At 42.0% G+C, this 14,175-nt stretch carries 15 protein-coding genes; 1 reads left to right on the top strand and 14 read right to left on the bottom strand.

Annotated features, from left to right (window positions below; genetic code table 11):
- Positions 1-166: 166 nt before the first annotated feature.
- The 9 genes from BAZ21_RS29285 to BAZ21_RS29290 form a co-directional block, all read right to left on the bottom strand.
- A complete protein-coding gene (locus BAZ21_RS29285) occupies positions 167-343 on the bottom strand; it encodes a hypothetical protein (protein WP_176718230.1) in 177 nt (58 codons plus the stop codon).
- Between the two features lie 30 nt (positions 344-373).
- Complete coding sequence (locus BAZ21_RS26810) at positions 374-1,348, bottom strand: hypothetical protein (RefSeq protein ID WP_068505878.1); 975 nt, start codon at positions 1,346-1,348, stop codon at positions 374-376.
- Positions 1,349-1,371: 23 nt separating this feature from the next.
- Entirely contained in the window at positions 1,372-1,587 is a 216-nt protein-coding gene (locus tag BAZ21_RS26815) for a hypothetical protein (protein WP_068505879.1), read from the bottom strand.
- A gap of 61 nt (positions 1,588-1,648) precedes the next feature.
- Positions 1,649-2,086 (bottom strand): hypothetical protein, encoded by a 438-nt coding sequence (locus BAZ21_RS26820; RefSeq protein ID WP_068505880.1) that lies wholly within the window; start codon positions 2,084-2,086, stop codon positions 1,649-1,651.
- A gap of 168 nt (positions 2,087-2,254) precedes the next feature.
- Entirely contained in the window at positions 2,255-2,428 is a 174-nt protein-coding gene (locus BAZ21_RS28330) for an aspartyl-phosphate phosphatase Spo0E family protein (protein ID WP_176718231.1), read from the bottom strand.
- Between the two features lie 19 nt (positions 2,429-2,447).
- On the bottom strand, positions 2,448-3,137 hold the full coding sequence (locus BAZ21_RS26825) for an LPD29 domain-containing protein (protein ID WP_068505881.1): 690 nt from the start codon (positions 3,135-3,137) through the stop codon (positions 2,448-2,450).
- A 50-nt stretch (positions 3,138-3,187) separates the two neighbouring features.
- A complete protein-coding gene (locus BAZ21_RS26830; RefSeq protein WP_068505882.1) occupies positions 3,188-3,439 on the bottom strand; it encodes a hypothetical protein in 252 nt (83 codons plus the stop codon).
- The gene (locus BAZ21_RS26835) at positions 3,429-3,806 is read right to left on the bottom strand and encodes a hypothetical protein (RefSeq protein ID WP_068505883.1); all 378 of its coding nucleotides are present in this window, start codon (positions 3,804-3,806) and stop codon (positions 3,429-3,431) included. The genes BAZ21_RS26830 and BAZ21_RS26835 overlap by 11 nt, the downstream gene beginning before the upstream one ends.
- A gap of 276 nt (positions 3,807-4,082) precedes the next feature.
- The gene (locus BAZ21_RS29290; RefSeq protein ID WP_176718232.1) at positions 4,083-4,253 is read right to left on the bottom strand and encodes a hypothetical protein; all 171 of its coding nucleotides are present in this window, start codon (positions 4,251-4,253) and stop codon (positions 4,083-4,085) included.
- 1,079 nt (positions 4,254-5,332) lie between these two features.
- Between BAZ21_RS29290 and BAZ21_RS26840 the strand changes: the two genes are divergently transcribed.
- Positions 5,333-5,551, top strand: coding sequence for a helix-turn-helix transcriptional regulator (locus BAZ21_RS26840; protein ID WP_068505884.1), 219 nt, complete (start codon positions 5,333-5,335; stop codon positions 5,549-5,551).
- A 417-nt stretch (positions 5,552-5,968) separates the two neighbouring features.
- Here BAZ21_RS26840 and BAZ21_RS26845 read toward each other — a convergent pair whose 3' ends face one another.
- The 5 genes from BAZ21_RS26845 to mobQ are packed head-to-tail and all read right to left on the bottom strand — an operon-like array spanning position 5,969 to position 13,901.
- Entirely contained in the window at positions 5,969-7,321 is a 1,353-nt protein-coding gene (locus BAZ21_RS26845) for an ArdC family protein (protein WP_068505885.1), read from the bottom strand.
- 3 nt (positions 7,322-7,324) lie between these two features.
- Entirely contained in the window at positions 7,325-7,513 is a 189-nt protein-coding gene (locus tag BAZ21_RS26850) for a hypothetical protein (protein ID WP_068505886.1), read from the bottom strand.
- Between the two features lie 15 nt (positions 7,514-7,528).
- Positions 7,529-9,646, bottom strand: a complete 2,118-nt coding sequence (locus BAZ21_RS26855) for a type IA DNA topoisomerase (RefSeq protein WP_068505887.1) — start codon at positions 9,644-9,646, stop codon at positions 7,529-7,531.
- Between the two features lie 19 nt (positions 9,647-9,665).
- Positions 9,666-11,912, bottom strand: coding sequence for a VirD4-like conjugal transfer protein, CD1115 family (locus tag BAZ21_RS26860; protein ID WP_068505888.1), 2,247 nt, complete (start codon positions 11,910-11,912; stop codon positions 9,666-9,668).
- A gap of 9 nt (positions 11,913-11,921) precedes the next feature.
- Positions 11,922-13,901, bottom strand: coding sequence for a MobQ family relaxase (gene mobQ, locus BAZ21_RS26865; RefSeq protein ID WP_068505889.1), 1,980 nt, complete (start codon positions 13,899-13,901; stop codon positions 11,922-11,924).
- Positions 13,902-14,175 lie beyond the last annotated feature (274 nt).

A 14,175-nucleotide genomic window follows, 5' to 3' on the forward strand; every position in this document is an offset into this window, starting at 1 on the left:
GCTCGGATCAGGAAGCGCATGAGCTGCTGGCCGCACGTCAGGCTCTTCAGCCAGGTAGCGGACACGCCGGGAACACACCTGGTGCCGCTCGGCAGCAGCCGCCAGGCATAACGAAAAGGACGGCCAGGGCCGTCCTGAGATTTTAAGATAAAATCAACCTTTCAACTTAATCGTTCCACTTTTGGATCATTCTCTCTACAATCACTTTCGATTTCCCTAATCTTACTCCAGTTAAATCCATATACTTTCTTATTGCATAAATTTTTGGGGTTCCCCAAGCTTCACGTGCAACACGATCAAACTCCTCTTTCACTTCTTTTTCAATTTGATCTTCGGTCATCATTCTATGAGTCTCCTTATACCGGAATTTGAATCATTCTTCATTACTTCCCTTGTCACGTTCAGCCGTCGCCTTTTTAGCTGCTGCGCGAGAGGTACTACTTTTAGGGGCAGAAGCTTTAGGCGTGGATGATCTCGTTTGATCCAGAAGTTCATACAATCTGCGAATCTCTGCTGTACTCTCCTGGGTTGCCAACTGAAGGCGCTCAGTTGCTTCAGCTTGAAACTTCTCAATTTTAGCCTGGTACTCGGATTGCTGATTAAGTAAGTCATGTCCATGTTGTAACTCTAGGCTCTGACGAAGGTGTTCAATCGCTTCACTATTCCGCTCTTCCTGTCGTTCAAGCTGCTCGGCAGACTCCCTTTGCAAGTTAGCCAATTGAGCTTCCAAATGTTCAATTTTTTCAGCTTGTTTAGCCGTTTCCTCGTCCCGAACAGCCATACGGGAGGTCAGCACCTTATTTTCTTCAGCAGCAGCCTTGAAATCTGCAAGCAAGCCGTTTAAGGAGTCATTTTTTTCTTTATAATTCTCAACAAGTAAGTCATTTTTGCGGCTGTTTTCACGCAACTGCTCGACTAAATCCATCATCTCAGTATTTTCCTTGATCTGCCGGTTTAGCTCTTCAGTATTTTGCTTGAGCTGATTGCGTAACTCACTCAATTCTCTTTCTTGGATAATAATCTCATTTCCACGATCCGTTAATTTCTCGTCATATTTTTCAGTCAACTGCAATCGCTCGGCTGCTTCTGTTTCGAGCATAGCGAGAAACAAAGATACAATGCTGCTCGAATGGTATTCCAATTGCGTAATTTGTTTCGTGTACCCGGCTGCACCTTCTCTCATTAGATTCAGTTCAACTAGCTCTGCCATATGTACTAAAAAATCCTCTTGTGTAGGAAGTCCGCTTTGTTTAAATAGATTTTCTAGCTTTTCCTTAAATTTAACATCCACCTTAAAGCCTTTTGTCGTGTAATCCTTAGCAGTAACTTTGTTTTCAGATTCTTCCATTTGAACACTCTCCCATTTTCAGATTATATAGAACCCTGATTGTTCATTTCCTCTGCGGCTTTCATATATGCTTGATGATCTGACAGTTTAATGCGCTTCTCTTTTTGGTCTTTATACATGGACACCAGGTATCCCAATAAAAAAGATTCCGTTTTCCCTTTGCTGATTTCATTTAAAATCCCCTGCAATTCTGCTTTAACGGTAGGAGTAGCCTTTATATTTCTGCGAGTATCCTTCATATAAACCTCCTTGCTTCACTTTTTCATCTGTATCCATTATATCATTTTCTGTATCCAAATACTACCCTTTTGTATCCGAAATAATGGAGTTTTTTGGATTAATCCGCATCGGTTTTTGATTGATTTTCTCTATCTGAGCAATAACTTTACATATATAATCATCTGTTATCTTCTCTGGAAAATATCCGCTACGATCTCGAATGATATTTTCCAGTACCCAGGCTTTGCGCGTCCAATACTCATAATCCTCACCGGCAATTTCAGCATATTTTTGGAAATCTCCATTATGTTCAATGCCCTTTTTGATTATCCGCAATGAATTGTACCGGGTGGTGCGCTCCTGGCGCACCAGGCGCAAAAGCACAATCAACTGATTTGTTGGCCATTCTATAAGTCGTGAAGTATTTTCTCGGGCATCATCTATAGAAACATCACTGACGGAAAATATAACTTTTTTACGCGCTCCGTCTTGCTGTACATCTTCAGGCGATATTTCCATTTTGCAAAAGGTACAATAGAAACTATGGCTCATCCGTTCAACTTCGGAACCACAGAAGGGGCATGTATATGTCAAAGGTAATCATCCTTTCTGTCTCGTGGTGACTTTGTGTGATAAAATAAAAGGGTGAGGGAACCGGCAAAGTTTCTCACCCATGAAGTCGATTGCTTATGCGGTCGGCTTTTTGTTTTGTGTCTGTTTATTGTAATCATTAACCATTAGGTCAATCTCCTGTGACTTTCCTAATGTACGCCAATCCAAAATACCGTATTGTTCAGCCAGTTTGTTCAGCTCTCGTCTTTCCCGTTCAATACGCTCTTGCAGCCCTTTTAAATCTACCAAATTGACTACCTCCTGCCTATTATTTTGTTCCATAAATTTGATTCGCTACCAGCGTGAACAATTCATCAACGGCTTTCCCGTTTCTGATTAACTTCTGCTCTAATCCCAAAATAATCGGCGCTGAAAGTTCCAGCAGGAAATACTTAAATTCTTGTTCAGGGGTCAATGCCTGGCTTGGTTGCTCCTGAAGGGGAAAGGGAATAACTTTGGCCAGCGGCTTTCCTGCGGCAGCGGCTCCCTCTGGCTGCTCTGCATTTAGGGAACGTTCCATTGTTGGAGCTGCTTCCCCTTTCAGCTCCCCCTTATCTACTAATTGGCGTTCGGCTGCTTCCCAATCTGCTGGGGGGAAATACCCATCTATATCTGATTCAAATGTATTTTGCAAATGCTGCAAAATACTCTCCCGGCGTTCAGGTGTCAGCACGCGAGTAGCGTCAATATGATCAGCTCCATGATACAGCTTGCCTTCCCACTCATAACCTACCGTGATTTTCATATCAGACATACCATCAAATTTAGCGCTCTGCATCCAGTCTATGGCCTTCTCTACAACGGATTTTATAGGCCCATCCGTCCAGCTTACATTCACACTAGAACCCATAGAATAGGTGTCAGAACGGACAGAAAACTTTACACCTGGAAATTCCTTTTTAAGAATCTTCCGAACCTTCTTAGCTGTATCAGACGCTTTTTCATAGATGCTTTCCATGAATGATATCCCCTTTCTAGTTGCGCCGGGGAATACCCCGGCGCTTTCAGTTAAAAATTAAATTTCACAAAAGCTTCAGCCAAATGTTTCAAATAGTCGGTCATATCGCCATTCCTAAAATCTATCTGAGCAATCACACCGCGTATTGTCCGCTGTTCTTGAACCGATGCATGGTTAATGATAATATCCTTTAGATACTCAAGATCCACGAAATGAACTGTTTCGTTATGCTCAATACTGAAGGTTTGCGGCTCCAGTTCTTTTTCATCAAAAAACCGTATTAATGCATCCTTAGCACTCATAAACGCTCACTCCTTCACGGTTATTTCTCACAACAATCGTATTTAGATCCATTTCAAAAGTTCCGATCTCTCCAGGCATCACACTATCAACCAGCTCTTGAATCTTATTTGTAATTAGGTGGCATTCAGTGGCTTTGACCGTCCATTGGCAATAATAAATAGGTTGGGTTGATTCAACCTTTTGTAACATCCCGGCCCACTCGTGCAGACGTTCGGTTGTCAGGTCTTCGATCATTACTCGGTATTCCTCGGCCGTTAAAAAATAAATCTTCACGGGTTGACCATTCAGGATGAAAGTCGCTTTACGGTAAACCCCATGACTTACGGTTAGAGCTGCAATAATTTTTTGCTTCGGTCTGATAATCATCTATGTTTCCGCTCCTTTAAATTTAAGGTGTGGCAGCGGCTTCCTAACCGCTGCCAATAATATTTATTGGTTGTTGCGATCATTGTAATTTTTAGTAGACCAATTCAGTAAAAAAGTAATGCTTTGTAAAAAAATACTGAATAAAATCAAGATCAGAAGAAGCATTTCCATTGGGCTTGTCCTCCCTTTAAAAAGTATGAATCCTGTGTTATTATGGAAGGGTAAGGGTTGTGAAAGCATCCCCCTTACCCAACCCTTTAGCGTGGGTTAAAATCTTCATTTAGGCTTTCTTTTCTTAGGCTTCAACCGCTGCGAACGGTTGGGGCCTTTTGCTTTTTCTCTGGCTGCAAGCCATTCCATCAGCGCTTTAACAACTCCCAAGAGTTGCACAAGCACCTGTAAGCTTACAGCGATTAGAGTCAACGTTAGCACCGTATCTGTCTGCATATCCTGCCTCACCTCCTTTCAGGCGGTTTATTTCTTGGGTTTGTTGCCTTACCCAGCTTCCGGCGCCGACTCCTGCCGGCCCAGCGGCCTGAGCGAAAATCTTTAAGTTCTTTGAACACTGCTCCGTTTGCTGCTTGCTAACTTCGTATGCAATTATCAAAGGGCAACTTCCGTATACCGATCCGCCGCAATCTCAAAAGCACAAGGGTTCTGGACAGGCAAGTTGCCCGCCAGGGCCGACAAAAATTTTCAGCGATTTACTGAAAAATTTTGGAGTCTTGCGTGTCCAGGTTCATTGTGTTTTTATGCGGCTCGCGGATCGGTGCGGAAGTGGCCCGGATAATTGCAGAAGAAGATAGCCGCACACATGAAGCGGTGTGAAAGGGCTTTTAAATAAAAAGAACCGATTCGTCGGTTCTTTCCATTCATCTCATCTTTGAAAGGGACCTTCAGCCTTTGACCTGCGCCCCGTGGAGGGTGTTAAAGGAGTGCCAGGAACTTAGAGCGCCTTAGTCGGGTACGGCTTAGGCGCTCTTGTTATCGGCGCGAGTAACCCTCCAGCGGTGCGTACTGACTCTTGGGCGGCGTTTTTTGCCGCATTAGAGTCAGTAGCATGAGCCATGATTTCGCTGTTTTTCTATTTTCCCTGGTCAAATAGAAAAACAGCGTCCAGATAAAAAAGCGTTCTCCCCCTGGTATCTTTCAAAACCACCTTGGCTCAAGCCAAGGACTACTGGCTCAAGCTGGCATACGAAAAAAGGCAGCCTGTATCTGGCCGCCTAACATGGTTGGTTCATATCTGTACCCTGCTTCCAAAAATACCCTCACATAGACACAAATACTGTCCTATAGTGAGGGCATTTCTTGGATAGTGTCTCTCTAGTGAGTCTCATTTTGCAAAAGTGAGAGGAACCAGCAAAGATTCTCACCTATACCTAGTAGCCGGGGGAAGATCCGGTTATTTCCATTATACCTAACGAACTATAATTCGCCAACTAAAATTCGTGATTATTAGGACGTGATATATTTTCTATGAGTTCGGTAAGATGTAGGAAAGGAAAATAAGGAGTTTACCAGCTTTGAAATTAAAGGAAGCCAGAGAAGCAGCAGGCTACACACAGGAGTCACTTGTATTAAAAGTTAACGGATATATGAAATGCACACTTCGCCATTATCAGAATGTGGAATATGGTTTGAAAACACCAAACATCATTTTAGGCTTGTTGATCTGCAAGCTGTGCAGCGTAGATCCGCGAGAAGTAGAAGAATGGAAGGTCAAAGCTGACCAGGATTGGTGATTTCCAAACCAATTAAAGGATAGCCCCGTGTAAATTCAGTTCTCTTGTGGTATACTTTTAACAAAGAAACGTAAAATAAAAAAGCCGCGATGCTGGACACATCACGGCTTTTGACAAAGGGCCGATGGGCAACCACGGCGAGAATTTCATATGTGAATGAAAAACCACCGGGGAAAGCTAGGCGACCAAACCTATTCCCGGTGGTTTTTCTTGTCTCGGCGTGTTTGCTTCCAGGCGTTTAGCAAAGTATTCAAGCCGGTAAAAACACCGACCAACTTTAACAGTACGTCCAAAAGCTTCAGGCACAATTCAAGAACAGACACGGCGACACCCCCTTTCGGGTAACTTCGCCGTGTCACTCCCACCGGTTTACTTTGTCACCGTCTATTATACCACGTTCATAGAAAGCAGCCTATATCAACGCTCCAATTCGGGTCCAGATTTCGATTTAGGAAATTGAACAACATTGGACTTTTCATTTTTCTCGGCCCGATCAGTGGAAGTATCCTCTCGATCAGCGGCAGGAGTGGGTTCACCGTGATGAACGGCCTTCTCATAACGCTCTATATAGTCAACCAGTATTGCACGTTTGGACTCCGCAACCTCTGGCTTGTCATAATCTTCAAAAATTTCAGCACGGATCTTGTCATACCGTTCCTTCATTGGTTCTGGAATCTTCTCATTGCGCTCCATTTTCTCTGCATAATCCAGAAGCATTTTCACATCTTCAACTTTTTCATTGCGGAATGCTGCTGGATTTGCTGTAAACTCCTTGCCGATCCGAACAGCCGCAATTTGTGCGTCCTGCAAAAAAGCGGATCGTTCTTCCTCTTTATTCAGCGGTTTAGTATTCACAATCTCCTGAATACGTTCCTTATTGACGTGATCCATTTCCCGAATAATATTGTTGGCCACCTTCTGGATTTCAGTCAGTGCTTGCTTGGCCAGCTTAATATCCTTTGCCCAGGTCGCAATGTAACCAGCGCTATAGGCTTCTGTATCTAATCCGTAATACTTTGTGACCATAAAGGCCGTAGCTTCAGCCTGAGCTTCCTTGTGTCCTTTCGGTAGATCCTTCAAAGGGCTATCCATTCGGTGGATCTGAGAATGTGCATACTCATGTATCAAAGTCTTTAATTGCATCGTTGAATTTCCGACATTTGGATTAATCCGTATTGCATGATTTTCGCGATCATAGAAACCACGGACGTTCGGGTGCTGCTTAAAGTCCTCTGCGCTTTCTCTTACATCCATTTTTTGGCTAAGGTGCGCCGAAAAACTCCGATACATATTTAAGGCTTTGGCCGAATCACGTATGTCGTCACGCACAATATCCCGAATATTAACCAGCTCTTTCCCCTTCGTCTGACTCACATCAAAAACATTCACAGCCGTAAAGCCAGTAAGCATTTCCTTTTTTTCGGTAATCTCTTTCCCCTGCGCGTCGAGCTGCGGACGTTGGGTAACAGGATCTATTTTGGTCATTTCTACCTTTCGGAAGGTAGGAGCAAATATTTTAATAGCTTTCTCACCAGCCTGTACTTGTCGATCCAGCTCTTTCCACGCCTTGTAGCCCTGCACCATTGTAGCATCTGGATTCTGCGAATAAATCATCACAATATTATTCATACTATATTTTGGAAATTTTGCGGCGACTTCCAAATACCGCTGAAACTCATTACTCTGAAAAACTCTCTGAATAGCCTGGTCAACTTGCTTCTGCACCTGGGCCATCTTCTTTTCATAATCTTGGGTTTTAGGAAATGGCATTTGTTATTCACCTTCTCTCGCGTATAAAGGTTCGTATAGTTTAATCCCGTTTCTTATCGTTTCCAGGTAAGCAATCTCTTCGTACTGGCCAAGATCACCGCCCGGTATTTCCTCATAGAGAAGCAAGCCTTCAGGCTTGAGTAGATAAATGGGTTTCTCGCTCCCTACAATTTCAAAAAATTGATAGAACATTGGTGATTCCTCTCCTTATGAGAAAATAAATTCTATCTTTCCATCCTTTAAGCTTAAAGCAGCTTCAAAGGATTTTTGTTTCTTACTCATGAATCCCTTAATTTTGTTGGTCTTTCCCTTCTCACAGAGCTGCTTAATCTGATTCGGTGTGAGCTTTTTGCCTAGTAGCTCCTTCCTGAAAGATATTTTGCAACCATTTTTGTATTCTGTGCAGCCGTAGAAATTCCCACGATCTGTTATATGGCCTTTGCCACACGGACATTTGCAAATATAGTCGGCTTGCTCTGTAGCTGCAATTTGTTCCTTCACATCCAGACGGCCTATGTCGTCAGCCGCTTGTTCCAGCAACTTATGACAAAGCTTTTTCGTGTTCTCAATGAACACGCTGCTCTTTTTGTTCCCTTTCCCGATTTCCTTCAGGAAGATTTCCCATTGTGCCGTCATTTCGGGTTTGGACAGAATAGTTCCCTTCACAGCTTCACATAGTACCTCGCCTTTTGGCGTAACAAACACCTGATTTTTCTTAACCAAGATAAACTCCCGTTGCATAAGTGTTTCGATAATGGCCGATCTTGTGGCTTCCGTACCAAGACCCTCACTCTGGTTGAGTGCTTCACGCATTTCCTTGTCTTCTACGTGCCGCCCGGCATTCGTCATAAGTGTAATGAGCTGGCCTTGCGTATAGGGCTTAGGCGGTTGCGTCATGCCGTCTTTGACATAAACCGTTCCTGCGGCAGCATCCCCCTGATTCACTCGCGGCAGAGCCTTGTCTTCGTCTTCCTCGTCTGTATCCTGCGGATCAGTACGATACAGGAGCTTCCAACCGATAGATTTTTCTGTCTTGCCTTTCGTAATAAAATCGACCTCACCGATTGCGGTAGTAATCACGGTTTCTTGGTAAGTATAATCAGGCAAAAACATAGCTAATGCACTTTTCATAATTTCATAATAGGTGGCCTTTTCCATTTCGGTAAAATCAGCGGTAGATGCCGGGATTTTTTCCGTTGGAATAATGGCGTAATGGTCGCTGACCTTATCCGGGTTAACAAAACGTTTGGATGCTTCCAACGTATGGGCCTGAAATGGAATACCGATAAGCTGCTTATAGCTTTCTAAATTAGCTTTTAAATAAGAGAACTCTTCATCAGTAATGTGCTGTGAATCGGATCGCGGGTACGATACAAAGCCCTTTTCATATAAAGACTGGACAGTTTCCAATACGTCTTTAGGACTAAATTTCTTCTTCTTATTCAGCAAAGCTTGTAATCCAGACAGATTGAACAGTGCTGGCGGCTGCGTCCGCTTCTCATTTACTTCAACTTGCTTAATTACTCCGTCATAGGATGCCTTTCCTGGCTGAATGTAAGGCTGCACCGCTTCATAAAGCTTCTCCTCGGATGGATAACGCTCCTTGATTTTCCCCGTGTATTTACCGTGAGTAACGGAAAATTCGGCAACTAGCTCAAAAAAGGGTTCCGACTTGAAATTTTTAATTTCAGATTGACGGTTATAGATTAACGTAAGCACCGGGGTTTGTACCCGGCCGACACTAAAAACCTCCTTAAATCCCTTACGCTGCAGATGCAGCGTGTACAAACGACTTGCATTCAGTCCGATCAACCAGTCTGATATTTGCCGGGCCTGGGCTTCGTAGAACAGGTTCACCGTTTGCGATCCGTCCCGTAGTTCAGCAAAGCCTTTCCGTATGGCATTCTCGGTTAGGGAAGAAGTCCATAAGCGCTTAATCGGTTTTTGTGAGCAGCCAGCCATCATAATAAGTAACCGCGCAATATTCTCGCCTTCGCGTGCAGGGTCAGTCCCAATAACTATTTGATCGGCTTCCTTCAGTAAATCTTTAACAATCTTAAATTGTGCCGCTTTATCTTTTGTAACCTTATATTCAAATTTTTCTGGAATAATAGGCAGACTGTCTATATTCCACTTCTTCCAGGCTTCGTTATATTCATTGGGTGCTTTCAACTCAACCAAATGGCCAATAGCCCAAGTCACCTTTGCGCCGGCAGGAAATTCATTGCAGCTATCAATGTGAAGAAAACCTTTCCCCTTACTGTGGGGGAAAGGTGCAGCCAGCTTTCGGGCTTGGTCAGGTTTTTCCGCTAATACGACTATCATTGTGTATCCCTCCGTTTCATCACATTGGTAATTCGTCGTCTGGATCTTCTGCTGTTGGCTTTTCGGCTGGACTGTCCTTCGTTGGAGCTGCTTCTTCGTCGGTCGCGGCTTCATTCGTCAGCTCCGCTATCACTTCCATTAATGCCTGCGCGTCTGGATCATCTTCGCTTATCCCATTCAAAGCTTGTTCAATTTCTGAAAACGCGTCTTGAATTTCATCCTCACTCATTGCGTCTTCATACACATCCAGCTCTGAAGCAGCACCTTCTTCACTCTGAAGCTCGTCCGCATCAGATTCATCTAATGAATTGCCTAACAGCGCACTTAGCTCGTCTTGAGTTATTTCTTCGCCTTCGTCCAGTTCTTCGTCGCTCAGTTCTTCATCCTCGGGGGCCTTCTCCATTTCTTCTTCCAGAGCCATCATTTCAGCTTCTAAGCCCTTATCATAGTCGTCGTCTTCCAAAGGGTGGCCCTGGACTTTAGCAGGGGTTATGTCGGCTTCTGGAAGCTCAACATCATCAATTGCACTATCAATCCCAAAATATTTAAGATAATTTCCCCTTGAAGTTCTCTCATAGTTAGGTTTTCGATCTTTGCCGAACAAAAACTCGCCATAGATTTTAAACTGATAAGACTTTTCTAGTTTTAAAGGAAAATATCCGTTTACAAAAAGATAGCAGATTGCAGGGTTTATGTTCAGTAGCTCCCCCTGTGTAATGAGCGGACGCTTTACAAATTGTTCAGACACGCTCTTAGACGTATTTTTTTCGCCCATAGAGGTACTTTTCTGCCGATGCTTAATAGTTGTTTCACCAGCCACTTCCGAAAAGTATTTGGCCGTCTTGGTATCCTTAGTCCGTAGGAATAGAGTGGTGTCATGATTATTGATAATTGAACGTGCCATATCTGGCCCATACATTTTCTTATCTTCTATTTGACCAACATCTTGTATGATCGTGTGCAAAGACATACCTAGACCACGACAAGTGGCCAACGTATTAGGATAGCCGTTAATCTTACCGATGTTAGCAAATTCATCCAAAATATACGTAGAATCAATAGGTAAATGTGAATGATTTTCGTCGGCTATATCATAAAAGGTGTCAATTAATTGTTCAAAGAAAGTCGCTGTCAACTGTTTAAACGGATTACTCTTCATGCGTACTTTAATGTAGAGGACGGTTTTTTGCTCTTGCAAGTCTCTAAAATTAAATGTGCTTTTCGCGGTAAACTTAGCAATTTTTCGCATTGCAAAGATCCCTATTTGCTGCGCCAGTGTAGACATAATACCTGAACGGGTGTTTCCTGCACTCATATTAGCCAGTTGGAACATATCATACGCCGGGTGGTCAGGCGACATTTCTTCCAGCAGCTTATCAATAAATTCTTCATCTTTCCCTGCACTGGCCGTAAATTTAACGATATGGGTCATGGTCGCTTTCGATCCGTATTCAACCTTAATGTATAAGATGATAGCCGCAAAATAGGCAATCGCTGATTCACTCCAAAAATCCCGTTTTCCATCATCCACTGCGTTGGAAGCAATGGTATTCGCTACAGCTCGTGCGTCTTCATCGTCCTTCACGTAATCAAGCGGATTGTAACCGACTGTAGGCGAAAACTTTACAAAGTCGATTTGGAACACTTTATAGCCTTGATCCCTTTTAAGTTGGTGAGTCGCTTCATAGATTTCGCCTTTAGGATCTGTGACCACAATTGTTTCATCAACAATATTACACATATTAGGGAATACATACGCTTGACCTTTCCCCGATCCAGAAGAACCAATAACCAGGACATTACGATTATCAATTTTCGTATCTTTAGTCATAATCATAAGTTCTTTTCGGTTCGGGATTTTACCTAATATAATACCTGGTTCCATCTTAAAAGCACTTAATGGGTTTTTAGTATAAGAATTTTTCTTTGAAAAAATCTTTCCATTCGTCATATCTGAAGGCTGTCCCCATTTCGATGTACCATGTAGTCCAAAATCACTCGCATCTATCAATTTTGGAATCAGTATAGAACCTTTCATATAATACAATAGCGCCGCTAATAACATAAAAGGCACTAAAGAAAAGATCAGCTTTAAATCTTTCTGTGTATAGCAAAACGAAATCACTTTTAACGGCTCTAAAATAAGTTTATCAAACTCACCACCGGGGCCGATCATGTAAAAGACAACCATTAATAAGTAAGAGAAAAGCAGCGACAAAAAGATACTTGCAGTAATAGGCTGCCATGCCTTCTTTTTAAGTCCCATAATGCCTCCTTAGTGATCCAACTCTTGTCCTCTGTATCTTCTTCGTTGTTTTTTCTCGGTAGGATCTGCTTCATGTTTTTTGTTTTGATTCGCTTGTTGTATTTGATCCAATGCCTGGAATAATCCATTAGCCACACTTTGCGAATATTGTTGTTCCACTTGCTGCTCTGGCGTACTCGCTGGATTGGACGTTTGATGTGAATAAACTTCTTCAGCACGTTTAAACTTCGTATAAATCTCTTGAAGATCAATCTCCAATTTTCCAGAACTCAAACCTTTCTCATTCCGATCATGGAGCTGCAACAATACTTCAGCATCACTAATATGCTCGATTGAATCTGAATATTTCTGTTGTAAACTCACACGGAGTAATTCAACATTGCCGACAAGATCCTTTTCATGCCGATCTTTTTGCAAATTGTATTGTTCAACTTTCCGACTAGCTTCATAGGCAGCATCAAAATCTTGCCCTTTTAAACCTTCTAATCTTTCCTTCGATTGCTTCTGAATAGCACGATTTAAAATAAAAATACTTTTAGAAATATTACGAGTCTGTTCAGCAATAGAAGGAAGTTTTATATGTTCTTCATTCAATTTTCCATGTGCATAATTTCGCATTTCATTTTCAGGCAATATCTTTCCATGATTCTTAAAATACTGAACTGCATAATACATTTCATCAGTAGAATAATTTTCATCCGTTTGGTAAAGAACGCCAAACTCTTTTTGAGTAAATTCCTGCTGAATAGTGAGGGCATTATTAGCTTTATTTAATAAAGAATTATACTTCTCATTATCTTCCGAAAGTTTGTTCTGCTGCTCATTAATTTGACTTACCTTTTCTTTCATTTGTTGCATAAATTGTGATGGAATAAATCCATACTTGATAACTTGTTTTTGATCCATTTGAAATGCTTTGTACGCTTTATTAAGGAGATTTTTTTCTGCTAAAATACGTACTCTTTCATTGTCTAATTTTTTCTTCCAATTTCCGTTTTCAATTTCAATAGTTACATTTTTTGCAACAGCATAATCAACATAGGTTTTAGAGCGTTTGGCAACCATTGTTAAAGCAGATTTTTCTGTTTCACTTAAAACGCGACTAGAACGAATAGCTGCAAACTGTTCTTCATATCCTTTTTCTTTTTTATAATCAGCAAGCCCTATAACTTTTTGTTTTTTCAATTCTTTAAGTGCAGTAATTTCCGCATTAATTTGTGTGATTTCCGCATTAATTTTCCCATAAAAAGTAACAGGTTCATATGGAATGTTTTTACGTTCTGCTTCTTTCTTCACTTGCGCTTCATATTGATATGCCGTTCGCTCAAGCCGCACACTTGGAAGACGATCTAATCCCTGTTTCTTATAACTTTCGTGCGAAACACTATCTTCAATCCCTTTCTCCTTCAATTTTTCATTGATTTTATCAGCGTAATTTTTTCTCCATTGGACAAGGGTTTCCTTTTGATTCCAATCTGTTAGATGCACGCTGACTTTTTTCATCACCCCATTAACTTCCTGGTCAATTTTTTTTCGTTTGTTCCCCCAAGAACCATCCTCATTAAAAGGGCGAATTGTAAGCATAATGTGTGCATGTGGATTATTCGGCTTATCACGATGAATCGAAATATCCGCAACCATTCCTTTATCTGAAAAGTTCTCTTTACAGAACGAAATAAGCAACTCTTTTTGATCTTCACTATTTAGCTCCTTGGGTAAAGCAAGGCGAATTTCTCTGACCATTTGTGCATTTTTTTGTTTCTCAATCTTCTCCACTTCATTCCATAGTCTGCCGCGATTAGAAGCCCATTCAGGCGCATTCTTTGGCTTTAATATGTGGCATTCAGGCGTAACAGAACGCTTGCCATAATCCTTAGTTAATCCATCTCGTTCGGAATGCAGCTTTTCACCGCTGCGATAAGCTGCGGCCGCGACAGCGGAATGGCTAGCACGATTCAATATTTGCGAACTAAAGTAGAAATAACCCATATACACACCTCCTTCCAAGCCCCTGCGGGTTATTTGCCGATAGGCAAACCCCTTTCCTTTGGGAAAGGTCATTCACGGAAAGTGAATGAAATCGAGCGAAGGCGAGACCCATTCCCTGCGAAGCAGGGGTATAAATGGGCACTCTCACTTCGTTCTGTGATTCATTATACCACAACTTCCCATAAAAACGTAGACTTTTTGCCTAAATTAAGGTAAAATTGTTGCAATACTTGATTAGTCTATTACAACAAAAGGAGTGTGCAAAAATGGCCAG

This window comes from Paenibacillus kribbensis (genome assembly GCF_001705305.1).
GTDB lineage: Bacteria > Bacillota > Bacilli > Paenibacillales > Paenibacillaceae > Paenibacillus > Paenibacillus kribbensis_B.

What these genes read in the sequence shown, in the direction of transcription:
- BAZ21_RS29285 (WP_176718230.1), bottom strand. Translation starts at nt 343, where the DNA reads ATGATGACCGAAGATCAAATTGAAAAAGAAGTGAAAGAGGAGTTTGAT.
- BAZ21_RS26810 (WP_068505878.1), bottom strand. Translation starts at nt 1,348, where the DNA reads ATGGAAGAATCTGAAAACAAAGTTACTGCTAAGGATTACACGACAAAA.
- BAZ21_RS26815 (WP_068505879.1), bottom strand. Translation starts at nt 1,587, where the DNA reads ATGAAGGATACTCGCAGAAATATAAAGGCTACTCCTACCGTTAAAGCA.
- BAZ21_RS26820 (WP_068505880.1), bottom strand. Translation starts at nt 2,086, where the DNA reads ATGGAAATATCGCCTGAAGATGTACAGCAAGACGGAGCGCGTAAAAAA.
- BAZ21_RS26825 (WP_068505881.1), bottom strand. Translation starts at nt 3,137, where the DNA reads ATGGAAAGCATCTATGAAAAAGCGTCTGATACAGCTAAGAAGGTTCGG.
- BAZ21_RS26830 (WP_068505882.1), bottom strand. Translation starts at nt 3,439, where the DNA reads ATGAGTGCTAAGGATGCATTAATACGGTTTTTTGATGAAAAAGAACTG.
- BAZ21_RS26835 (WP_068505883.1), bottom strand. Translation starts at nt 3,806, where the DNA reads ATGATTATCAGACCGAAGCAAAAAATTATTGCAGCTCTAACCGTAAGT.
- BAZ21_RS29290 (WP_176718232.1), bottom strand. Translation starts at nt 4,253, where the DNA reads ATGCAGACAGATACGGTGCTAACGTTGACTCTAATCGCTGTAAGCTTA.
- BAZ21_RS26845 (WP_068505885.1), bottom strand. Translation starts at nt 7,321, where the DNA reads ATGCCATTTCCTAAAACCCAAGATTATGAAAAGAAGATGGCCCAGGTG.
- BAZ21_RS26850 (WP_068505886.1), bottom strand. Translation starts at nt 7,513, where the DNA reads ATGTTCTATCAATTTTTTGAAATTGTAGGGAGCGAGAAACCCATTTAT.
- BAZ21_RS26855 (WP_068505887.1), bottom strand. Translation starts at nt 9,646, where the DNA reads ATGATAGTCGTATTAGCGGAAAAACCTGACCAAGCCCGAAAGCTGGCT.
- BAZ21_RS26860 (WP_068505888.1), bottom strand. Translation starts at nt 11,912, where the DNA reads ATGGGACTTAAAAAGAAGGCATGGCAGCCTATTACTGCAAGTATCTTT.
- mobQ (WP_068505889.1), bottom strand. Translation starts at nt 13,901, where the DNA reads ATGGGTTATTTCTACTTTAGTTCGCAAATATTGAATCGTGCTAGCCAT.